Raw genomic sequence first — 21,475 nt, 5'->3', positions numbered from 1 at the left:
GCACTGCTCCTGAGGGGTGTCACCTGGGCAGAATAGATGCCCGTAGTGGCCGGAGTAATCGCACGAAAAGCTGATACTGTCACGCCCATGAGACAACCTACGGTGTGTCACGTGCATGAGACGATCGGTGCTCACATGCGTCACGCCCCCGACGCGAGGGGGGTGTGGTGACCGAACTAGCCACCCGGGCCCAGGCCTTCGGCCTGATCGCGGAGGGAGTGGCCGCGGGCCTGAGCGCGCCCTGGCGCCTCTACCTCGCCCGGGGCTGCCGTTACCTGTCGCTCAGCGTCGGCGACCGCGCCGAGTGGGACGCCTGGCGCACCCATCTCGGCTGCCCGGAACTGAGCGTCCGGGTGTACGACGCCGGCGGTGAGATCCGCCGCTCCTCGGTGGCCGAGGTCGTCCTGGACGGCTGTCGGATCAGCGTCGAGCTGGTCGAGGAGGTCAGCACGGACGACCTGGACCGGCTCCTGGTCGCCGGTCCCGCCCCGGCCGGGCCGGAGGAGCGATGACCGGCCACCCGCGGCGCGCCGGAGCCGCCGGATGAGCCCCTTCCTCGCGGTCTTCCTCGTCCTGCTCCTCGGCGCCACGAGCTACGCCGCCGGCCGGCTGCACGGCCAGCTCAGCTACCGGATCGGCTACCGGTTCGGTTACCGCCAGGGCTACTTCGACGGCGACCGGGGCGCCTGGAACCGCCGGCGCCGCGACGCCCAGGCGGCCATCGCGTCCGCGCTGGCCGGCCCGCCGCCCACCGCCGCCCGGGTCACCGGCACGGTGGTCCGGCCCGGCACCACGTACACCGGCTCGTCGTTCGCGACGCCGGCCGCCCCGGTGACCGGGCGGCAGCCGACCGGCACCCTCGTCCGGCGGACCGGTTGAGACCGGTCGGCGGGGATCCCGAGGCCCCGCCGGTCGGCACCCAGGGCGCGGTGCGTCGTCCGCGGCGGACACGCACCGTCGGGACCACGTCAGACCGGTGACGGTGGTCCCACCGGCCGGGATGCGCGCAGGGGGCATGCATCCCGGCCGGCTCCGCCGCCGCCCGTTCACGCGCCGGCCCCCGGAGATCCACGATCGCCCTCTAGCCCGGAGGGTCCGACGCCGCTAGCGTCTAGGCATGGCGCGGGGTTCTCCCGGGCCAGCCGGTCCGCCCGGATCTGCGACCTCGCGCACGGGGTTCCGCATCCGACCCCGTGTCCCCGGGCACCGGAGGAGGCGGAACGCGGGTGGCGGGTGCCCATCCGTCGGAGCAGGCCTGTGACGACTCGCCGTACGACCGCCGGGGCCGACCAGACCACGGCCGCGACTGCCACGACCCGCCGCACCACCCGGAGCCGCCGCGGCCCGTCCGCCGCTCCGGTCGACGCAGAGGAGCCGCGACCAGCAGGCCAGGCGTTCGTCCTGGACACCTCGGTCCTCCTCTCCGACCCGGCGGCCTTCCACCGCTTCGCCGAGCACGAGGTGGTCCTGCCGCTCGTGGTCATCTCCGAGCTGGAGGGCAAGCGGCACCACCCGGAGCTGGGCTGGTTCGCCCGGCAGTCCCTGCGCATGCTGGACGAGCTGCGGGTCCGGCACGGGCGGCTCGACCGTCCGGTGCCGGCCAACGACTCCGGCGGCACGCTGCGGGTGGAGCTCAACCACTCGGACGACGGCGTGCTGCCGCCGGGCTTCCGCACCGACTCCAACGACGCGCGGATCCTCTCCGTCGCGCTGAACCTCGCCGCCGAGGGGCGGGAGGTGACCCTGGTCAGCAAGGACATGCCGCTGCGGGTCAAGGCCGCCTCGGTGGGCCTGCGGGCCGACGAGTACCGGCACGGCCAGGCCAGCGACCCCACCTGGACGGGGATGGCCGAGCTGGAGCTGACGGAGGAGCAGATCGGCCGGCTCTACGCCGGCGACGCCCTCGACGTGGACGCCGCCGCCGGGCTGCCCTGCCACACGGGCCTGGTGCTGCACTCCGGCCGCGGCTCCGCGCTCGGCCGGGTGCTGCCCGACAAGACGGTGCGGCTGGTGCGCGGCGACCGGGAGGCGTTCGGGCTGCACGGCCGCTCGGCCGAGCAGCGGATCGCCCTCGACCTGCTGCTCGACGAGTCGGTCGGCATCGTGTCGCTGGGCGGGCGGGCCGGGACGGGCAAGTCGGCGCTGGCCCTCTGCGCGGGGCTGGAGGCGGTGATGGAGCGCCGCCGGCACAGGAAGGTGGTCGTCTTCCGCCCGCTTTACGCCGTGGGCGGGCAGGAGCTGGGCTATCTCCCCGGCTCCGAGTCGGAGAAGATGTCGCCCTGGGCGCAGGCGGTCTTCGACACCCTCGGCGCCGTGGTGCACGAGAACGTGCTGGAGGAGGTCACCTCGCGCGGCCTGCTGGAGGTGCTGCCGCTGACCCACATCCGGGGCCGCAGCCTGCACGACGCCTTCGTGATCGTGGACGAGGCGCAGTCGCTGGAGCGCGGGGTGCTGCTGACGGTGCTCTCCCGGATCGGCCAGGGCTCCCGGGTGGTGCTCACCCACGACGTGGCGCAGCGGGACAATCTGCGCGTCGGGCGGCACGACGGGGTGACGGCGGTGATCGAGGCGCTCAAGGGCCATCCCCTCTTCGCCCACGTCACCCTCAGCCGTTCGGAGCGGTCGCCGATCGCCGCGATGGTGACGGACCTCCTGGAGGACATCCCGCAGTGATGACTGTTTTATGGTGCTTTGTCCGCATAATTTAAGTGACGCAGGTCACATTAGGGCCCCTTGGTTTCCCATCGGCCTCACTGTGCGCGATCGTGTCCAACGAGCGCCCACGCACCGAAAAGATCGTTGGTGATCGTTCGTCACACCGACATCTCCCACCCCGGTGCGTCGGCTGCGACCGGCACAGGGTCGGGGCGCTCGCGGCGCGGGCCCTCCCCCGATCAGGGGCGCTCCGCGCCGTGTCCTTGCCCCCGACGAAGGGACCACTTCGTGAGTCGGCTGTGGAGCCGGTTCGGCGCCCGCACGGCCGCTGTCGCGCTGCTCTCCGTGGGCGTGGCCGGCGGTGTCTACCTGGGCGAAGACCGCCAGACCCAGCAACAGGGCCTGACCTCGCAGGCCAGTGTGGCCGTCGAGCAGGCCGAGCTGGACTACCAGCGCGAACGGCACGCCGCGCACCAGGTGCAGTCCGCGAAGCAGCGGGCCGCCGAATACCAGGCCAAGCTGCGCGCCGCCGCCGCGGCCAAGGAGGCCGCCAAGCGGGCCCGCGAGGCCGAGGCCGCCGCCGCGTCGCGCAAGAAGGCCCGCGAGGACGCCGCCAAGGCCGCCGCGGAGAAGGCCGCCGAGAGCAAGCCGTACGACGGGCCGATCCCGGCGTCCTGCGCGGAATACAGCGGCAACCGCGAGGTCGGCTGCGCGCTCATGGTGAAGGCCGGCTTCGGGATGGACCAGTTCCCCTGCCTGGACAGGCTCTGGAACAAGGAGAGCGGCTGGAACCACAAGGCCCGCAACCCCTCCTCCGGCGCGTACGGCATCCCGCAGGCGCTGCCGGGCAGCAAGATGGGCTCGGTCGCCGACGACTGGCAGACCAACCCGGCGACCCAGATCAAGTGGGGTCTCGGCTACATCGAGGGCCGCTACGGCTCGCCCTGCAAGGCCTGGGCGCACTCCCAGGACGTGGGCTGGTACTGACCGTTCGACGACCTCGGCGGGGTGTGTGGGTGTCCGCACATCCCGCCGTCGTCGTTCCGCGCCCGGATCGGCGCAGGAGTGGCGGCACCGGCCGTCACCTGATAGCTCTTGACGGGTGAACCTGCACCCGGGAAGCGGCGACCCGCACCGGTTCGGCACCGAGGCGTTCTACGCCGCCCTCGGCCGGGCCTTCGTCGCCATGTGCGCGGTGGTGCCGTTCCTGTTCCTCATCGAGGCCCTCGACCAGGGGCTGGCGGCCGGCTTCGACACCGCCGCCGGGATCATCCCGAAGCGCATCGACGGGCTCGACGGGGTGTTCTTCTCGCCGTTCCTGCACCACGGCTTCGACCACCTCTACAGCAACAGCATCCCGCTGATCCTGCTCGGCACGTTCGTGCTCGCCGCCGGCGCCCGCCGCTTCCTCTGGTCGACGCTCGTCATCGTCCTGGTCAGCGGGCTGGGGGTGTGGTTCACCGGCTCGTCCAACTCGGTGGTGGTCGGGGCCAGCGGCGTCATCTTCGGCTACCTCGGCATCCTGCTCATGCGCGGCATCGTCGAGCGGAGCTGGTGGAACTTCGCGGTCTTCCTGCTGGTCGGCCTGCTCTACGGCTGGCAGCTGGTCGGCATCCTCCCCACCGACGAGCGGATCTCCTGGCAGGGGCACCTGTTCGGGCTGCTCGGCGGGGCGGTCGCCGCCATCGTCTTCCGCCGCCGCCGCGACGACCTCGGCGGCCCCCACCGCTCGGAGTCCACCCTCAGCATGCCCTGAGCCTCGACGCGCCGGTGCCGCGCGAGCCGGTGGGACGTGCTTGCCCGGGCCCTCCGCCGGCCCTACCGTCGGGATCAGCACGCGTTGATCCGTGAGCGGAAAGCGACGGTACGCCCATGCGCGAGGTCGATGTCGCGGTGATCGGGGCCGGTCCGGCCGGGCTTTTCGCGGCGTACTACGCCGGATTCCGCGGGCTCTCCGTCGCGGTCGTCGACGCGCTGCCCGAGCCCGGCGGCCAGATCACCGCAATGTACCCGGAGAAGCTCATCCACGACGTGGCCGGCTTCCCGGCGGTCAAGGGGCGGGACCTGGTCGCCAACCTCGTCGCCCAGGCGGCCCCGTTCGACCCGCTCTACCTGCTCGGCGCCCGCGCGGAGAAGCTCTCCCACGTCGACGGGCGGCCGGTGCTCGGCCTCGCCGGCGGCGAGCAGCTCCGCTGCGGGGCGGTCGTCGTCACCGGCGGGCTGGGCAGCTTCACGCCCCGCCCGCTGCCGGTGGCGGAGCACTTCGTCGGCGCGGGCATCGTCTACTTCGTGCCGCAGCCGGCCGAGCTGTCCGGGCGGGACGTGCTGATCGTCGGCGGCGGCGACTCCGCCTTCGACTGGGCGCTGACGCTCCAGCCGCTGGCCCGGTCGGTCACGCTGGTGCACCGGCGGGAGAAGTTCCGCGCCCACGCCGCCACCGTCGCCCGGGTGCTGGAGCTGCCGGTGCGCGTGATCGTCAACGCCGAGGTGACCGGGCTGCACGGCGACGGCGCGGTCACCGGCGCCGAGATCACCGTACGCGGCGGCGCGGCCGAGCTGCTGCCGGTGGACACGGTGGTCGCCGCCCTCGGCTTCACCGCCGACCTCGGCCCGCTGGCCGAGTGGGGGCTGCGCCTGGACCGCCGGCACATCGTGGTCGACAGCGCGATGGCGACCAACCTGCCGCGCGTCTTCGCCGCCGGGGACATCACCGAGTATCCGGGCAAGGTGCGACTCATCGCCACCGGCTTCGGCGAGGCCGCCACGGCGGTGAACAACGCGGCGGTGGCCATCGACCCGAGCGCGCACCTCTTCCCCGGGCACTCCTCCGACGGCACCTGACGCACCGGTACCGGATGCTGCCCCGGCCGTGGCCGGATCGAGACCGGTGGCTGCGACGGTGGGCCGATGAGCGCTCCGCCCCGGCACCGCGACGGCGCGTCGGTGACCTTGGCCTGGCTGGGGCATCCCGCGACAGTCGCCGCCCTCGTCCTCCTCGTCGTCAACGACCACCTGCTCAAGCTGGCCGCGCCCGGCCCGGTGACCGGGAAGCTCAGCGACCTCGCCGGTCTGCTCGTCGCGCCGCCGCTGGTCGCGGTGCTGCTCACGCTGCTGGCGCCGCGGCTGCCGGCCCGCGTCGCCGCAGGCGTGGGGCTCGGTCTGGTGGCCGCCGGCTTCACCGCGGTCAAGTCCAGCGGGTACGCCGCAGCCGCCGCCTCGGCGGCGTGGAGCGCCGTCAGCGGACCGTCGCTGGTCCGGGCGGACCCGACCGACCTGTTCGCCCTGCCGGCGCTCGGCCTCGCGGCGTGGACCTGGTCCCGGGCGCGGCGGGAACCCCTGCGGCGGCGTTCGGCCCGGCTGGTCCGATTGCTGGTGCTGCTGCCCGCGGCGACGCTGGCGGTGGCGGCCACCAGCGCCGTCCACTACCCCGACGCCGTCCGGGCGGCGGTCCTCGACGAACGGTTGGCGGCTGGAATCGGCCACGGCTACGCGGACAAGGTCTTCGCCGAGGGTCCCGACTGGCGGGTGAGCGACGACGCGGGGACGACCTGGCGCGACCCGACGCGGGGCGAGATCGAGGCGTTGACCGGTGCGAAGAGGCCGGATACCGGCGCCGTCAGCCGGGGCTGCTCGACCGCTACGCCGACGCGCTGTTACCGGGTGGTCCCCGGTCAGCTCGCCGTGGAGCAGAGCGAAGACGGGGGTCGCAGCTGGCGTCGCGCCTGGGGAGCGACCGAGGCGCAGCGGGCCATCCTCCGCCGGCAGTACCCGGACCCGGGGCAGCGTGGGGAGCGGCTCGCCACGCAGGAGCTGACGGTGCGTGACACCGGCGACGGCCAGCACGTCGTGCTGGTGGCCAACGGCCGGGACGGTTTCGCCCTCCGCCGGCCCGACGGAAGCTGGGAGCGGATCGGCTTCGCCGGGGACGGGAAGGTCGCGGGATATCCGTTCGACGGGCGGCCACCGGCACTCGGCCGGAGCACCCCCGGGGACCGGCGCGACGATCCGCTCCTGGCCCTGGCCCTGGGCCTCACGCTGGTCGCGTCGGTGCTCGCGGTGGCGGCCGGGCGGGTGGGGACACGAACGGGCACCGCCCGCTGGCGGCCGGTCCCGCTGGCCCTGCTCGCGGTCACCGCGTGGGTCATGCTGGCGTTGACCTGGTCGAATCTGCTGTTCGTCTGGATGCTGGGCCTCGTCGGACTGGCCGCCGCCCTGCTGGCCCTGCTGGCGCTGTCGGGCCTGGCGTCGGTCGGGCTGTCCGGTGCGCGCGGGCGATGGACGGTCGAGGTGCTGCTGGCCGCCGCCCTGACCGTGACGCTGACCGCATTGCCGCTGGTCGGCTGGCTCTACGGCCGGCCCGCGCACACCCACACCGCGCTGCTGCTCGCCGTGGCTGCCACCGTGCCGGGGCTGCTGCTGGGCTGGCGGGCGGCCCGGCTGGTCGTGGCGCCCGCCCCGCGGGCCGACCCGCCCTGGCCGGCGGGCCCCGCCGGACCGCCCCGCTGATCCCGCGCGGGTGCGTGGCGGGCCGGCGGCTCCCTGGCCGGCCAGGCCTGGTCAGCGGCGGTCAGCGGACCAGGCCCTCGGCCTGCCGGGCCTGGTCAGCGGCGGTCAGCGGGCCGCGCTCCCGGCCTGCCGGGCCTAATCAGCAGCGGCCAGCGGACCAGGCTCCCGGCCAGCCGGACCTGGTCAGCAGCGGTCAGCGGGCCGAGGCGCGGGGCGCGGACGGGGCCAGGGCGGCGACGAGGACGGCGACCATGGTCAGCGCCGCGCCGAGCAGGGCGGTGAGGCTCGGGCGGGAGGCCGCCGTGGGCAGCAGCAGGTCCAGCAGCACGGCGCCGACGATCTGACCGGCGATGCTGGCCAGGCCGAGCAGCAGCACGCCGGTGAACCGGACGATCGCGGCCGCGATCGCGATGAAGACGATCCCGATCGGGCCGCCCAGGTAGAACCACGGCTCCGACGGCAGCTCGCCGGCCGGCCAGCCCCGGACCGCGACGTCGACGGCGAACGTCACCAGCAGGGCCGTCGTGCCGACCGAGAAGTTGACAAGCGTGGCGGTCAGGGCGCTGCCGGCGGCCATGCGTACCCGGCCGTTGACCGCCTGCTGCCAGGCGATGGCCACCCCGGCGAGCAGCGGCAGCAGGGCCAGCCCGAGGGCGCCCGGATCGCCCAGCCGGTCGCCGACGGCCAGCAGGACCGCGACCACCGTCAGCGCCGCGCCGGCCAGCCGCTGGGCGGTGACCGGCTGGCGCCCGTTCGGGCCGATCCCCGCCCGGTCGACGGCCAGGCTGCTGCCGGACTGGCCGGCGACCACCGCCACGGTGAAGACCGCGACGCCGAGCGTGCCGACCGTCAACCCCTGCGTGGCCACCAGGAACGCCCCGCACACCCCGCCCAGGCACTGCCACGGCCGCAGCGTGCCCTCCGCGAGCGCGGCCCGCAGGGCGACCAGCCCCCGCCGCCCGCCCGGGGTGGCGGGGACCAGCACCAGCAGCACCAGCAGGCCCACGCCGAACGAGACCACCGCGGCGGCGATCCCGTCGGCCAGGCGTACGCCCAGCTCGCCGTTGATCCGGGACTGCACGGCCACGGCGACCCCGGAGGCGGTCGCGAGGCCCACGCCGGCGATCCGGCGCGTCGCCGACGGGGCCGGCGGGGCCGTCGTCCCGGCGACGATCACTCCTGCTCGGCCAGGGGACGACCGTCGAAGTCGATCGCCGAGTAGAGCGCCAGCTTCTCCAGCCGGTGGTACGAGTCGATCACGCGGATGGTGCCGCTCTTCGAGCGCATCACGATCGACTGCGTGTACGCCCCGCCGGCCCGGTAGCGGACGCCGCGCAGCAGGTCGCCGGAGGTGACCCCGGTGGCCACGAAGAAGCAGTTGTCGCCGGTGACGAGGTCGTCGGTGGTGAGCACCCGCTCCAGGTCGTGCCCGGCGGCCAGCGCCTTCTCCCGCTCCTCGGCGTCGCGCGGCCAGAGCTTGGCCTGCATCACCCCGCCCATGCACTTCAGAGCGCAGGCCGCGGTGATCCCCTCCGGGGTGCCGCCGATGCCCATCAGCACGTCGACGTCCGACTCGCCACGGGCGGCGGCGATGGCGCCCGCGATGTCGCCGTCGGAGATGAACCGGATGCCGGCCCCGGCGCGCCGGATCTGCGCGACCAGGTCGTCGTGGCGGGGCCGGTCCAGGACACAGACCGTCACCTCGGAGATGTCGGTGCCCTTGACCTTGGCGATCCGGCGCAGGTTGTCGGCCACCCCGGCGTTGATGTCCACCACGTCGGCGTAGGCCGGGCCGACCGCGAGCTTCTCCATGTAGAAGACGGCGCTCGGGTCGAACATCGCCCCGCGCTCGGCGACCGCGAGCACGGCCAGGGCGTTCGGCATGCCCTTGCTCATCAGCGTGGTGCCGTCGATCGGGTCGACCGCGACGTCGACCTCGGGCCCGGTGCCGTCGCCGACCTCCTCGCCGTTGAAGAGCATCGGCGCGTTGTCCTTCTCGCCCTCGCCGATCACCACGACGCCCCGCATGGGGATCGAGTTGATCAGCTTGCGCATCGCGTCGACGGCTGCTCCGTCGCCGCCCTCCTTGTCGCCCCGGCCGACCCAGCGGCCGGCGGCCATCGCCGCGGCCTCGGTGACCCGAACCAGGTCGAGGGCGAGGTTGCGGTCGAGATCCTGTGGGATCCGCGTCCTGGTGGTGTTCGTCATGACGGCTCCTCCTCGCGACGTTGCGGGGCGGCAGGATGCGGCGTCGCCGCTGCCGGGTATGTCGCTGATCCTCACACGATGGCCGACCGGGCGCGGTGTCGGGGCGGTGATGGCCCGGATACGGCCGGTCGGGCGGTGCGGGAAGATGGCAGGGTGGAACCCGCACAGCCTGCCGATCGCGTACCCGCCGACTCGACCCCGCCGGACGGCCAGCCGCCGGTCGCGCCGACCCCGGCCGCCGCCGTACCCGAGGGGGAACCGGCGCTGGTGGAGCCCGCCGGCGCCCCCGGGAGCGCGCCGGCCGACGGCGCGGCGGAGACGGGCGAGCTGCCCGCGCCGCCGCCCGCGGTCGACGCCCGCAAGTCGGAGCGGTCGCCGAAGGACATGGCGCTCTCGCTGCTGATCCTGCTGGTCCCGATCGCCCTGCTGCTCGCCTTCTACCGGGGGTTCCTCGGCGGGGACCAGCCGGTAACGGTCGATCCGGCGCCCGCCCTGGAGTCGGCCCGCGCGGCCGGCGCGTTCCCGGTCAGCGAGCCGCGCGGGCTCGGCGACGGGTGGCGGACGGTCACCGCGAAGTTCCAGACCGACGAGGGCGGGGCGACCCTGCGCCTCGGCTACCTCACCCCCGAGGGGCGGGGCGCCCAGCTGGTGCAGAGCAGCGTGCCGCCGGAGCGGCTGCTGCCGGCCGAGCTGACCGCCGAGGCGCAGCCCCAGGGGCAGACCGACCTGGACGGGCGCGTCTGGCAGCGCTACACGGCCCGGGCCAACGAACAGGCCCTGGTGCTGCTCGAGCCGAACCGGACGGTGATCGTGGTCGGCGACGCCCGGGACAACGAGCTGCGACATCTGGCCACGTCGATCGGTTAGGCGGGCTTCGGGCACCCCCCTCGTGTCGGCCGGATCGGCTACGCTGCCCCGGCTCACGCCCGACGGCCCCGGCCGGCCGGGCGCTCACGACTGCGAAGAGAGACAACTGTGAACATTCGACGGTGGAGCGTCGGCGTGCTCGCCGCCGCCCTGCTCGTTCCCGGCCTGGCCGCCTGCAAGTCGGACTCCCCGGAGCCCGCCGCCGGCGACTCGTCCACCTCGGCCGCGCCCGCGATCCCCGCCGACCCGAAGGAGGCGATGCTCGCCTCCACCAAGGAGATCGACAAGGGGAACTTCAACTTCACCATCAGCGGTGGCGGCGTCAGCGGCAACGGCTCGGTGCACAAGCCCAGCAACAGCGCCCAGTTCACGATGAAGGTCGACGACGGCTCCGGCTCCACCTTCGGCATGGAGATGATCTACATCGAGCCGGACAGCTGGGTGAAGATGGACTTCGGTGACCTGGCGGCGATGATCCCGGGCGCGGACAAGATGAAGGACAAGTACCAGCACCTCGACCAGTCCAAGGTCAAGGACGCCGGCGAGCTCGGCCTCAACATGAAGGACGTGGACCCGGCGGGCAGCGCGGTGCTCGCCAAGGGCATCACCGAGGTGCAGAAGACCGGCGAGGGCGCCTACGCCGGCAAGCTGGACGCGTCCGCCATCGGCGACGACTCGGCCGCCCTGGACTCCGACCTGGTCAAGGCGCTCGGCGCGCAGGCCAAGTCGCTGCCCTTCACCGCCAAGCTGGACGCCCAGGGCCGGCTCACCGAGCTCGTCATCTCGGTCCCGGCCGCCGGCGACAACAAGGCCCAGGACATCAAGGTCACCTACGCCGACTACGGCAACGCCACCACCCCGCAGAAGCCGCCGGCGGACAAGGTGGTCGAGGCCCCGGCGTCGACGTACGAGATGCTCAAGTAACCAGCGGCACGACGGGAACGGGCGGCTCCGGCCGCCCGTTTTCGCGTCCGTGCGTCAGCCGACCGGGGTAACCGGACAGAACGGTGATTGTGCGACGCGGTGGCAGGGAACAACAGGGGAGCGGGCCCGGCCGGCCGACCCGGCCACCGGGGGCCCGTGCGACGCAGCCGGCGTGGTGCGTCGCCCGGTTTCCGGCCGCCAGCAGGTGCGTCGGGTGACCCACGTGGGAGACACACATGACTGTTCGACGCCTGAGCGCCGGCCTGGTGGCCGCCGCGCTGTTCACTCCCGGTCTGGCCGCCTGCAACGCCACCGGGACCACCGAGGCCGGCTCGTCCGCCTCGCCGACCGTCTCGGCGTCCGGCACGGCGGCGGCCACCGGCGCCGCGACCCCGGTCCCGGGCGACGCGAAGCAGGCGCTGCTGGCCTCCACCCGCGAGATCAGCAACGGCCACTTCCGGTTCACGATGTCGGGCGCCGGCTCCACCGCCGAGGGGCGGGTGCACGAGCCCAGCCAGAGCGCCGAGATGCGGGTGACGGTCGGCAAGCCCACCGACGACCTGTTCATGAAGCTCGACCTCGTCCACTACAAGCCGGACAGCTGGGTGAAGGTCGACCTCGGCGGCACCACCGCCAGCAGCCTGCCGGGCGTGCAGAAGCTGAACCTCGGCAAGTACCAGCACCTCGACCAGACCCGGATCAAGGGCAACCGCAACCTGGGCTTCGACTTCGACAAGGTCGACCCGGCCGGCAGCGAGGTGCTGACCAAGGGCATCACGGAGGTACGGCAGACGGGCGAGGGCGCGTACGCCGGCACCATCGACGTGTCGAAGGCGGCGGAGGCCGGGTCGGTGGACCCGACGGTCATCACGGCCCTCGGCGCGCAGGCGAAGTCGGTGCCGTTCACGGCGAAGCTCGACCCGCAGGGGCGGCTCAGCGAGATGGTGATCCAGATCCCGGCCGTCGGCCAGGCCAAGGCGCAGGAGATCCGCATCACGTACTCGGACTACGGCAGCGCCACCGCCGCGCAGAAGCCGCCGGCGGACCAGGTGGTCGAGGCGCCGGCCGAGCTGTACAACCTGTTCAACTGACGCGGTCGACGCAGGCGCGGGGCGGCTCCGGCCGCCCCGTCCCGCGTGCGCACCCGCCGTGCGCGTCCGCGACCCGGCCCGAGCTGTGTGGCGCGGGGTGCCCCGGCGGCCCGGCCCGGCTGCCGGGGCGGGCGTCAGGAGGCGGGCTCCTGGCGGGCGGCGTCCAGGCGGGCGCGGGCGCCGTCGAGCCAGTGCTGGCAGATCTCGGCCAGCTTCTCGCCGCGCTCCCAGAGCGCCAGCGACTCCTCCAGCGTCGTGCCGCCGGCCTCCAGCCGCTCGACCACCGACGCCAGCTCGGCGCGGGCCTGCTCGTAGCTGGGGCGCTCGTCCTTCTTCTCGTCAGTCATCGCTGCCATCCCACCACATCCTGTCTGATCTCCCCGTTCAACCGTCGACCGTGGCGGCCAGCTCGCCCTCGGCGAGGCGGACCCGCAGCGCGTCGCCCTTCCCCACCTCGGCCGCGGCGCGCACGACGTGGCCGTCGGACCGCTGGACGATCGCGTAGCCCCGGTCGAGGGTGGCGGCGGGGGAGAGGGCGCGCAGCCGGGCCAGGGTGTGCCGCAGGTCGTCGTCGGCGGCGGCGAGCCGGTGGTCGAGGCAGCGCCCCGCCCGCTGGCGGAGCCCGGACAGGTCGGCGGCCCGCTGGTCGACCATCACCTGCGGGCGGGCCAGCACCGGCCGCGAACGCAGCCCGTCGAGCCGGTGCGACTCGCGGTCGACGAGGTTACGCACGGCGCGTTCAAGGCGGTGCCGGGCCTGCCGGATGAGGCGTACCTCCTCGGTGAGGTCCGGGACCACCCGCTTGGCCGCGTCGGTCGGCGTGGAGGCGCGCAGGTCGGCGACGTAGTCGACCAGCGGGGCGTCCGTCTCGTGGCCGATCGCGCTGACCACCGGCGTGCGGCAGGCGAAGACCGCCCGGCAGAGCGCCTCGTCGGAGAAGGGCAGCAGATCCTCGATGCCGCCCCCGCCCCGGGCGATGATGATCACGTCGACGGTCGGGTCGGCGTCGAGGACCTTCAGCGCGTCGACGATCTGCGGGACCGCGCTCGGCCCCTGGACGGCCACGTTGACCGTGCGGAACTCCACCGCCGGCCAGCGCCGGCGGGCGTTGGTGAGCACGTCCCGCTCGGCGGCCGACGCGCGGCCGGTGATCAGCCCGATGCGGTTCGGCAGGAACGGGGGCCGGCGCTTGCGGGCCCGGTCGAAGAGCCCCTCGGCGGCGAGCAGCTTCTTGAGCTTCTCCAGCCGGGCCAGCAGCTCGCCGAGACCGACCTGCCGGATCTCGTCGGCGCGCAGGCTGAGGGTGCCCCGGGCCGCGTAGAACTCCGGCTTGGCGTGGAGCACCACCCGGGCGCCCTCGCGCAGCTCCGGCGCGCCGGCGTCGAGGACGTCCCGGTTGGTGGTGACGGTCAGGCTGAGGTCGGCCGACGGGTCCCGCAGGGTGAGGAAGACGGTGGTGGCGCCGGGGCGGCGGCTGATCTGCGCCACCTGGCCGTCCACCCACACCCAGCCCAGCCGGGCGATCCAGGCGCCGACCTTCTGGCTCACCACCCGGACCGGCCACGGCTCCTCGGACGTGCTCCGCCCCACCTCGCCCGTGCCGCGCCCCACCTCGCCTGTGCTCACCCGCCCACCCTACGGCCCGCCCCGGACAGTCCCCGTGATCATGAGGTCGGACGCCGCCGTCGATCTCGACGGGCGCCGCCGACGGCGTGGTCGCGGCGCCGACCCGGCCCGGGCCGGTGGGCGGCCGGGCGGCGGTCGCGGGCGGTGTCGGGGTTCGGGGCGGCACGTACGATGGACGGGTGACTCAGCCTGAAGCGACGTCCCGGACCGGCAAGCGTGTGCTCCTGGCCAAGCCCCGCGGCTACTGCGCGGGCGTGGACCGCGCGGTGCAGACCGTGGAGGAGGCGCTCACGCTCTACGGCGCCCCGATCTACGTGCGCAAGCAGATCGTGCACAACAAGCACGTCGTGCAGACCCTGGAGGCCAAGGGCGCGATCTTCGTCGAGGAGAACGAGGAGGTGCCGGAGGGCGCCACCGTCATCTTCTCCGCGCACGGCGTGGCCCCCGAGGTCTACGAGCAGGCGAAGGCGCGCTCGCTGAAGGCGATCGACGCGACCTGCCCGCTGGTCACGAAGGTGCACCAGGAGGCGAAGCGGTTCGCCGCCGAGGACTACGACATCCTGCTCATCGGTCACGAGGGGCACGAGGAGGTCATCGGCACCTCCGGCGAGGCCCCCGAGCACATCCAGCTCGTGGACGGCCCGGAGGACGCCGACCGGATCACCGTCCGCGACCCGAACAAGGTCGTCTGGCTCTCCCAGACCACCCTCTCGGTCGACGAGACGCTGGAGACGGTGGCCCGGCTCAAGAAGCGCCTGCCGATGCTCCAGTCGCCGCCCAGCGACGACATCTGCTACGCCACCTCCAACCGCCAGCACGTGGTCAAGGAGATCGCCCCCGACTGCGACGTGGTGATCGTCGTCGGCTCGCGCAACTCCTCCAACTCCGTACGCCTCGTCGAGGTCGCCCTGGACGCCGGCGCGCGGGCCGGTCACCTCGTGGACTTCGCGCACGAGATCGACGACGCCTGGCTGGAGGGGGCGCGGACGGTGGGGCTGACCTCGGGCGCCAGCGTCCCGGACGAGCTGGTGCAGGAGGTGCTCGCCCACCTCGCCGCGCGCGGGTTCACCGACGTCGACGAGGTGGTGACCGCCAACGAGCGGCTGACCTTCTCGCTGCCCCAGGAGCTCAAGCGGGACATGAAGGCCGCCGCCGCGGCCCGCAGCTGACCCGACCGGGAACGGCGGCCGGCTTCGCTGCGTCGGATACGGGTATGAGGACCTTTCGGCTCGCCGCCTCCGCGCTGGCCGTCTGCCTGGCGCTGAGCGCCTGCGGCGGCCAGGACGGTGGCGGCGGCAACCCCACCCCGAGCCCGACGGGAGCCCCGGTGACCACCGAGCCCAGCCCGGATCCGACCACCCCCGGCGCGTTGCCCACCAGCGACGACGCGACCGGTCCCGTCCTGCCGCCGCCCACGAAGCGCCCCGGCCGGCCGTCGTCGTCGCCGTCGGCGGGCGGCACCACGCTGACCGGGACGGTCACCCCGGGGGTCGAGCCCAACTGCCTGCTGCTCGGCAACTACCTGCTGGTCGGCGGCCCGCGCGACGTGCTGCGGCCCGGCGCGAAGGTGACCGTCACCGGTCGGGTCCAGCCCGACCTGCTCACCACCTGCCAGCAGGGCACGCCCTTCCAGGTCGACACCGCCCGCCGCAGCTAGATCAGGCCGGCGGCCCGTTGATCGGTGCGGGGGTTGCCTGGTCCCACAGACGGGGCAGCTCGACAGCGGCGACACACCATGTCCGCTGCCCGCCGTCCGCCGTCCGCTGCCCGCCGTCCGCCGTCCGCCGTCCGCCGTCCGCTGGCCGCGGGCCTGCCGCCCTGCAGCCTGCCGCCCAGGGCCCGTCGCCCGTCGGCAACGCGGCGGCTGGGGAGCGGGTCGGCCTCGTCGTCCGGGCTCGGAACGGGCGGAGCCCGCCCCCGGGTGGGGACGGGCTCCGGTGTTCCGGTGCGGGACGGGTCAGTTCACGGCGCCGATCGAGACGGCGCCGCGGCCGACGACCGCGCCCTCGGTGGTGACCACGGACAGCTCACCGAAGAGCGCGCGGTCGGCGCCCGGGGTGGCCTGGGCGGTCACCGTGCCCGTGAGGGTGGCGGTGGCGCCGTTCGCCAGGGTGAGCGGGATGGCCGGCGCCGAGAGGGTGCCCAGCGCCGCCGCCGAGAACGAGTCACGGTAGTCGTAGGCGGTGCTGCCACCGGCCCCGTCCACCGCGTAACCCTCGACGACCACCCGGTAGGTGCCCGCCGCCGGGTTGTTGATGGTCACGGCCTCCTCCGAGTCGCCGTCGGCGGCCCGGCCGACCTCCGTGGCCCCACGGAAGACGTAGAGGTCGAGGTCGGCGGCGGCACTGCCCGGGTTGCCGATGCGGGCGGTGAAGCGGGTCGCGCCCGCCGGCACCTCCACGGTGAACTCCTGCGACGTGCCCTCGGTGATGATCGGCCGCACGGCGTGCACGCTGGAGAGCGGGCCGCCCTGACCGGTCACCGCGACCGGGCCGAAGGTGTTGTTCAGCGACCAGGTCACCGGGGTCGCCGCACCGGCGGCGACCGACGGCAGCTCGACCACGGCCGGCTCGACCGCGACACCCTGCACCCGCGCCGTGAGCTGGAACGGGTTGTTCAGCGACGGCGAGGTCCGACGGGACTCCACCTCGATCTCCCAGACACCGGCGATCGGGTTCTGGTAGTCGCGCTCCTGCGGCTTGCAGGCGTTGGCGTCGGAGAAGTTGGTGTAGCAGGCGAGGCTGGAGGTGCTCTCCACCGGGACGCCGTACGGGTTGAAGGCGATGAACCGGGTCTGCGAACCGGTGGCGATGCCGGACAGGTTCACCTGGAGGGCGCCGGTGCCCGGCGGAACCGTCACGAAGTACGAGGTGAAGCCGTTCCGGTCGACCGAGCCCTCGGCCGAGAAGGAGTAGTTCGGCTTCGTCACGTCGTTCGAGGCCACGACCACGGTGGAGACCTCGAAGTCGACGACCGAGGTGCGCGGGTCGTCGATCGTCATGATCGCGCCGTGCGCGCCGGAGGTGGCGGGCCTGGCGGTGACCGGGACGGTGACGGTCTGGTTCAGCGGGAGCGAGACGGTCTTCGGCGCCGTGAAGGTGCCGTCGTTGCCGCGCAGGCCCACGTTGTGCTTCACGGTGCCGGTCGGCCCGCTGGTGCGGGTCAGCTTGACCTGGTAGGTCTTCGACTGCCCGATCCGGTGCCCGCCGTCGGCGGAGGCGCAGCGGTTGTAGACGCCGGTGCCCCGGTTCGGGGTGCCGAGCTGTCCGGAGAGGACGGTGCAGACCGGGGCGTCGGAGGCGTAGGAGCGGGTCTCCACGCCCTTGCGCAGCAGCTTCCAGGCGCCGGGCACGTCGAACATGCCGTAGCCCTGGGCGTACGTCGGGACGTCCTTGATCGGCTTGGCCGAGGAGTAGATCGCCCGGCGCAGCGCGGCCGGGGTGACGCCCTTGTCGGTCGCCTTGGCGGCCGACAGCAGCAGCGCGGCGGCGCCGGCGGCCTGCGGGGAGGCCATCGAGGTGCCGTTCAGCATCGCGTAGCCCGGGGGCAGCGGGTAGCCGGCCTCGGGGACCGGGTTGCCGAGCTGCCAGGTCGGCGCGGTGGAGATGGCGGAGCCGGGCGCGGCGATGTTCGGCTTGACGCCGCCGTCCTCACGCGGGCCGCGCGAGGAGAAGTTGAACAGCGCGTTCTTCCGCTTCACCACGGAGCCGTAGTTGGCCAGCCAGGTCTCCTTGCTGATGCTCGCCGCGACGCTGACCACGTTGGACGACACCGAGGGGTCGCCGATGGTGTTCAGGCCCGGGCCGGAGTTGCCGGCCGAGATGAACATCTGCACGCCGTAGGTGGTGATCAGGTTGTTGTAGAGCTCGGCGCGGGCGTTGTTGCCGTCGTTCAGCGCCGGCAGGCCGCCGATCGACATGTTGATGACGTCGACCTTGCGCTTGATCACCAGGTCGGCCATGCCGGTGGTGAGGGCGGCGTAGGTGCAGCCGCCGCCCCACGAGCAGGCGCGGGCGGAGACCAGCTTGGCGCCGGGTGCGGCACCGTCGAAGGCGCCGTTGCCGAGCATGTCGTTGGCGGCGGTGATGCCGGCGACGTGGGTGCCGTGGGTGCTCTCGACGATGCCGATGTTGACGTAGTCGACCAGGCCGGGGCCGCCGATCGGGGCGGTGTCCACCGTGCGGTACTCCACGACGAACGGCATCCGCTCGGCGACGGGGGTCGCCGGGTTGTCGGTGCCGAAGTGGCCGACGTCGAACTTCTCGTTGTACGGCCGCATCAGGGCGTCGTCGGTGAAGTCGTTGTTCTGGTTGACGTCGACCCAGATGTTGTTCGTGTCCGTGTCGTAGAGGATGCCGAACGCGTCGGTCCGGTCCCCGTCGCGGTTGACGTCACCGGCCGGGTCGCTGGCGGCGGTGATCGACTCGCTGAACCGGTTGAACCGGTATTTGCCCGCCGGGGCCTTCCAGGTCGCGCCGGCCGCGGTGAACGTCGGGCCCGTCACCTCGGTGATCATGGGGCGCCAGGTGGCGTCCTCGAACGGGTCCGTCGCGGTGACCCAGTCGACGATCTTCCGCTCGCCGGTGGTGGTCCGCTGGAGCGCCGGGTGGTCGAGGTCCACCCCGGAGTCCATGATGCCGATCGTGACGCCGCGGCCGTCCCACTCCGGGTGCTGGCGGACGAAGTCGACGGCGCCGATCTCGTTGGTCGGCATGTAGGGGTTTGCGGCCGGGGTGTCGGCGCCGGGGCCGGGCAGGGTCGCGGCCTGCTTCGCGGCCCGCTTGCCGCCGGCGGCCACCTCGGGCGTCGGGTCGGGGAGCTGGATGGTCTCGTCCAGGTCCACAGCGGAGACGCCCGGCAGCGTGGCCGCCTTGACGACCTTCGAGGTGGGCACCTTGGCCAGGACGTAGCCGATGCTGTCGTACCGCTCGGTGACGACGGCGCCGAGCGCCTTGAGGTCGGCGGCGACGTCCTTCGCCTCGCCCTTCTCGGTGGCGACGATCAGGGTGACGGTGGGGGCCTTCTTCGCCTCCGCCTCGGCGAGCAGCTTGGCGTCGTGCGAGCCCAGCGCCTCGACGGGGGTGGCCTGCGAGGTGTCGGGCGCGGCGGTCGGCGCGGCGCTCGCGGCGCCGCCCGCGACGGTCACGGCGCTGGCCGCCACGACCGACGCGAAGAGCGCGGCGGAGGTGCGCCGGCTCAGGTTTCGGGGTTTGCTCACGTTCTCTTTCCTCCAGAGAACAGGGCCCTCAGATGCAGGGCGCGCGTGACCGCATCCTTCGTGCTGCCGCTGGTCACTGTCACTACCGGCGAGTTCGTTGTGACCACTTCGTGACATGCGGGGTCGCACATTGTCACATCGGAGATGATAGGTATCGGCCGTCAGTCCAGTGTCGACCGACCGGTCGGCGCGTCCACGTCGGCGGTTTCGAGCAGCTCGGGGGCCTGCGGTTGGCGGGGGGCCAGCTCGAGCTGCGCCGGCGCGGCCAGCTCCTGGTCGGAGACCCCCAGCTCGGCCAGCTTGCGGGCGCTGACCAGGACGCGGGACTCCAGCGACCCCACCGCCCGGTTGTACGCGGTCACCGCGCCGCCGAGCGAGGAGCCCAGCTTGCCGACGTGGTCGCCCAGGGTGGACAGCCGCCCGTACAGCTCGCGGGCCAGCGAGTGCACCGCCACCGCGTTGCGGGCCAGTGCCTCCTGCCGCCACGAGTAGGCGACGGTGCGCAGCAGCGCGACCAGGGTGGCCGGGGTCGCCAGCACCACGTTGCGGGCGAACGCGTGCTCCAGCAGCGTCGGGTCGCGCTGCAACGCGACGTCGAGGAACGGGTCGGCCGGCACGAAGAGCACCACGAACTCCGGCGTGCTGTCGAACGCCGCCCAGTAGGACTTGGCGGCCAACGCGTCGACGTGCGCCCGCAGGTGTCGCGCGTGCGCGTCGAGATGGGTGTCGCGGCCCCGCTCGTCGCGGGCCTCCATGGCGGTCAGGTAGGCGTCGAACGGCGCCTTGGCGTCCACCACCACCGACCGGCCGCCGTGCAGGCGCACCACCAGGTCGGGGCGGACCCCCTGGTGGTCGGTGGCGGCGGTGACCTGCTCGGAGAAGTCGCAGTGCTCCAGCATGCCGGCCGCCTCGACGATCCGGCGCAGCTGGTGCTCGCCCCACCGGCCCCGCACCTGCGGCGCCCGTAGCGCCGCCACCAGCTGCTTGGTCTCGGTGCGCAGCTCGCCGGAGACGCTGCTCATCGCGCGGACCTGCTCGCGCAGCTCGGCGTAGGCGTCGATCCGGTCCCGTTCCAGCTCGGCGACGCGCTGCTCGTAGCGGCGCAGCGTGTCGTGCAGCGGGGCCACCGCCCGGGCGACGGCCTCCTGGGACTGGGCGGTCGCCTCGTAGCTGAGCGCGCGCATGGACTGCTCCAGCCGGCCCTCGCCCTCCCGGGTGGCCCGCAGCGTCGCGTCCAGCCGGGCGATGTCGGTGGCCGACCGGGCCCGGGCGGCGTACCAGCCCACGGCCCCACCGGCGGCGAGGCAGACGACCACCACGGCCAGCGTCGAGAAGTCCACCACCGGAGCTTGCCAGACGAGCGCGACGGCTGCCGGCGGGGACGCGGCCGGCGCGCCCCCGCCGGGTCGGTGGGCCGCGCCGGGTCGGTGGCCCCCGTCGGGCCGGTGGCCCGCGTCGGGCCGGCGCGCCCCCGCCGGGCCGGTTGGCCGCGCCGGGTCGGTTGGCCGCGGCGGGGAGGCGTTCCGCCGGAGGCGTACGACCTGACCGGCGCGGGTACCTTCGGGCCATGGAACTTCTGCTCGTGGCGATCCTCGTGGTGCTGCTGGTGGGCGCGTTCGTGTGGTGGCGGCGGGAGAGCGCCGCCCGCGAGGCCCGCACCCTCGCCGACGTGCGGGCCGACGCCCAGCGCTGGTACGAGCGCCTCGGTGGCCAGGTGATGAACCTGCACGGCGACGACCCGGCGGTGCGCCAGGCGCTGGTCGACGCGGGCGAGCGCTACAACGCGGCCGGCAGCCAGCTCGAACAGGCCCGGACCGTCCAGCAGTACCGCCTGGCCCGGGAGACCGCGCTGGAGGGGCTGACGTACGCCCGGGCGGCCCGGGTGGCGCTCGGCATCGACCCGGGCCCCGAGCTGCCGCCGCTGGCCGCCGCGCAGGGCGCCGGCGAGCTGACCCGGGAGCGCCAGGTCGACGTGCAGGGGCAGACCTTCAAGGCCGGCCCGCAGCCCGGCCGGGACACGCCCTACTACTACCCCGGTGGGCGGTTCCAGGGCCGGCCGGTGCCGGCGGGCTGGTATTCCACCCCCTGGTGGAAGACCGCGCTCGGCGCCGGCGCGGGGGTGGTCGGCGGCCTGCTGATCGCCGACGCGCTCTTCTCGCCGGCCTTCGCCGACCCGGGCTACGGCTACGCGGCCGGCTACGAGGAGGGCTTCGGCGACGGCGCCGACCAGGGCGACCTCGGCGGCGACCAGGCCGGCGACTTCGGCGGTGACTTCGGGGGCGGCGACTTCGGCGGCGGTGACTTCGGGGGCGGCGACTTCGGCGGCGGTGACTTCGGGGGCGGCGACTTCTGACCGCGCCGACCGGTGAGCCGCCGGTCG

The 21,475-nt window shown here is 73.9% G+C and carries 19 protein-coding genes; 13 read left to right on the top strand and 6 right to left on the bottom strand.

All coding sequences use genetic code 11. The annotated features are described in order from the left end of the window. The first annotated feature begins 167 nt into the window (after nt 1-167). From ACWENR_RS16660 to ACWENR_RS16630, 7 genes are all read left to right on the top strand, one after another. Entirely contained in the window at nt 168-512 is a 345-nt protein-coding gene (locus ACWENR_RS16660) for a hypothetical protein (RefSeq protein ID WP_452277870.1), read from the top strand. A gap of 31 nt (nt 513-543) precedes the next feature. Next, nucleotides 544-879, top strand: a complete 336-nt coding sequence (locus ACWENR_RS16655) for a hypothetical protein (RefSeq protein WP_452277869.1) — start codon at nt 544-546, stop codon at nt 877-879. A 378-nt stretch (nt 880-1,257) separates the two neighbouring features. Beyond that, nucleotides 1,258-2,673 (top strand): PhoH family protein, encoded by a 1,416-nt coding sequence (locus tag ACWENR_RS16650; protein WP_452277868.1) that lies wholly within the window; start codon nt 1,258-1,260, stop codon nt 2,671-2,673. 270 nt (nt 2,674-2,943) lie between these two features. Continuing rightward, nucleotides 2,944-3,642, top strand: coding sequence for an aggregation-promoting factor C-terminal-like domain-containing protein (locus ACWENR_RS16645; RefSeq protein ID WP_452277867.1), 699 nt, complete (start codon nt 2,944-2,946; stop codon nt 3,640-3,642). Between the two features lie 115 nt (nt 3,643-3,757). Beyond that, a complete protein-coding gene (locus tag ACWENR_RS16640) occupies nt 3,758-4,411 on the top strand; it encodes a rhomboid family intramembrane serine protease (protein WP_452277866.1) in 654 nt (217 codons plus the stop codon). Nucleotides 4,412-4,527: 116 nt separating this feature from the next. Next, entirely contained in the window at nt 4,528-5,496 is a 969-nt protein-coding gene (locus tag ACWENR_RS16635; RefSeq protein ID WP_452277865.1) for an NAD(P)/FAD-dependent oxidoreductase, read from the top strand. 66 nt (nt 5,497-5,562) lie between these two features. Beyond that, complete coding sequence (locus ACWENR_RS16630; RefSeq protein ID WP_452277864.1) at nt 5,563-7,161, top strand: hypothetical protein; 1,599 nt, start codon at nt 5,563-5,565, stop codon at nt 7,159-7,161. A 193-nt stretch (nt 7,162-7,354) separates the two neighbouring features. On the opposite strand, the gene ACWENR_RS16625 is transcribed toward ACWENR_RS16630, so the two are convergent. Next, on the bottom strand, nt 7,355-8,338 hold the full coding sequence (locus ACWENR_RS16625) for a DMT family transporter (protein WP_452277863.1): 984 nt from the start codon (nt 8,336-8,338) through the stop codon (nt 7,355-7,357). Next, a complete protein-coding gene (gene glpX, locus ACWENR_RS16620) occupies nt 8,335-9,369 on the bottom strand; it encodes a class II fructose-bisphosphatase (protein ID WP_452277862.1) in 1,035 nt (344 codons plus the stop codon). The genes ACWENR_RS16625 and glpX overlap by 4 nt, the downstream gene beginning before the upstream one ends. Before the next feature lie 153 nt (nt 9,370-9,522). On the opposite strand from glpX, the gene ACWENR_RS16615 reads away from it, so the two are divergent. The 3 genes from ACWENR_RS16615 to ACWENR_RS16605 all read left to right on the top strand — a co-directional run bounded on the left by ACWENR_RS16615 (nt 9,523) and on the right by ACWENR_RS16605 (nt 12,251). After that, nucleotides 9,523-10,236 (top strand): DUF4245 domain-containing protein, encoded by a 714-nt coding sequence (locus ACWENR_RS16615; RefSeq protein ID WP_452277861.1) that lies wholly within the window; start codon nt 9,523-9,525, stop codon nt 10,234-10,236. A gap of 108 nt (nt 10,237-10,344) precedes the next feature. After that, nucleotides 10,345-11,160, top strand: a complete 816-nt coding sequence (locus ACWENR_RS16610) for a hypothetical protein (RefSeq protein ID WP_452277860.1) — start codon at nt 10,345-10,347, stop codon at nt 11,158-11,160. Between the two features lie 236 nt (nt 11,161-11,396). Then, the gene (locus tag ACWENR_RS16605; protein WP_452277859.1) at nt 11,397-12,251 is read left to right on the top strand and encodes a hypothetical protein; all 855 of its coding nucleotides are present in this window, start codon (nt 11,397-11,399) and stop codon (nt 12,249-12,251) included. Between the two features lie 134 nt (nt 12,252-12,385). Here the strand turns inward: ACWENR_RS16605 and ACWENR_RS16600 are convergent, their stop codons facing one another. Then, nucleotides 12,386-12,598 (bottom strand): exodeoxyribonuclease VII small subunit, encoded by a 213-nt coding sequence (locus ACWENR_RS16600; RefSeq protein ID WP_452277878.1) that lies wholly within the window; start codon nt 12,596-12,598, stop codon nt 12,386-12,388. Between the two features lie 37 nt (nt 12,599-12,635). Continuing rightward, on the bottom strand, nt 12,636-13,877 hold the full coding sequence (gene xseA / locus ACWENR_RS16595; RefSeq protein WP_452277858.1) for an exodeoxyribonuclease VII large subunit: 1,242 nt from the start codon (nt 13,875-13,877) through the stop codon (nt 12,636-12,638). Between the two features lie 179 nt (nt 13,878-14,056). Here xseA and ACWENR_RS16590 point away from each other — a divergent pair, with 179 nt between their 5' ends. Together ACWENR_RS16590 and ACWENR_RS16585 are read left to right on the top strand one after the other, a co-directional pair. Beyond that, complete coding sequence (locus tag ACWENR_RS16590) at nt 14,057-15,046, top strand: 4-hydroxy-3-methylbut-2-enyl diphosphate reductase (RefSeq protein WP_452277857.1); 990 nt, start codon at nt 14,057-14,059, stop codon at nt 15,044-15,046. 44 nt (nt 15,047-15,090) lie between these two features. After that, entirely contained in the window at nt 15,091-15,534 is a 444-nt protein-coding gene (locus tag ACWENR_RS16585; RefSeq protein WP_452277856.1) for a hypothetical protein, read from the top strand. A 300-nt stretch (nt 15,535-15,834) separates the two neighbouring features. On the opposite strand, the gene ACWENR_RS16580 is transcribed toward ACWENR_RS16585, so the two are convergent. Next, nucleotides 15,835-19,095 (bottom strand): S8 family serine peptidase, encoded by a 3,261-nt coding sequence (locus ACWENR_RS16580; protein WP_452277855.1) that lies wholly within the window; start codon nt 19,093-19,095, stop codon nt 15,835-15,837. A 161-nt stretch (nt 19,096-19,256) separates the two neighbouring features. Continuing rightward, nucleotides 19,257-20,435 (bottom strand): DNA recombination protein RmuC, encoded by a 1,179-nt coding sequence (locus tag ACWENR_RS16575; protein ID WP_452277854.1) that lies wholly within the window; start codon nt 20,433-20,435, stop codon nt 19,257-19,259. A 227-nt stretch (nt 20,436-20,662) separates the two neighbouring features. On the opposite strand from ACWENR_RS16575, the gene ACWENR_RS16570 reads away from it, so the two are divergent. Continuing rightward, complete coding sequence (locus ACWENR_RS16570) at nt 20,663-21,448, top strand: hypothetical protein (protein WP_452277853.1); 786 nt, start codon at nt 20,663-20,665, stop codon at nt 21,446-21,448. Nucleotides 21,449-21,475: the final 27 nt, after the last annotated feature.

It is taken from the genome of Micromonospora sp. NPDC004336 (assembly GCF_053602615.1).
The sequence above is the reverse complement of the archived record's forward strand: the minus strand, read 5'-3'. Positions and strand labels throughout refer to the sequence as shown.

Bases quoted from the DNA above. Each gene is read 5' to 3' on its own strand.
- ACWENR_RS16655 (WP_452277869.1), top strand. From the start codon at position 544: ATGAGCCCCTTCCTCGCGGTCTTCCTCGTCCTGCTCCTCGGCGCCACG.
- ACWENR_RS16635 (WP_452277865.1), top strand. From the start codon at position 4,528: ATGCGCGAGGTCGATGTCGCGGTGATCGGGGCCGGTCCGGCCGGGCTT.
- ACWENR_RS16630 (WP_452277864.1), top strand. From the start codon at position 5,563: ATGAGCGCTCCGCCCCGGCACCGCGACGGCGCGTCGGTGACCTTGGCC.
- glpX (WP_452277862.1), bottom strand. From the start codon at position 9,369: ATGACGAACACCACCAGGACGCGGATCCCACAGGATCTCGACCGCAAC.
- ACWENR_RS16605 (WP_452277859.1), top strand. From the start codon at position 11,397: ATGACTGTTCGACGCCTGAGCGCCGGCCTGGTGGCCGCCGCGCTGTTC.
- ACWENR_RS16600 (WP_452277878.1), bottom strand. From the start codon at position 12,598: ATGACTGACGAGAAGAAGGACGAGCGCCCCAGCTACGAGCAGGCCCGC.
- ACWENR_RS16585 (WP_452277856.1), top strand. From the start codon at position 15,091: ATGAGGACCTTTCGGCTCGCCGCCTCCGCGCTGGCCGTCTGCCTGGCG.
- ACWENR_RS16570 (WP_452277853.1), top strand. From the start codon at position 20,663: ATGGAACTTCTGCTCGTGGCGATCCTCGTGGTGCTGCTGGTGGGCGCG.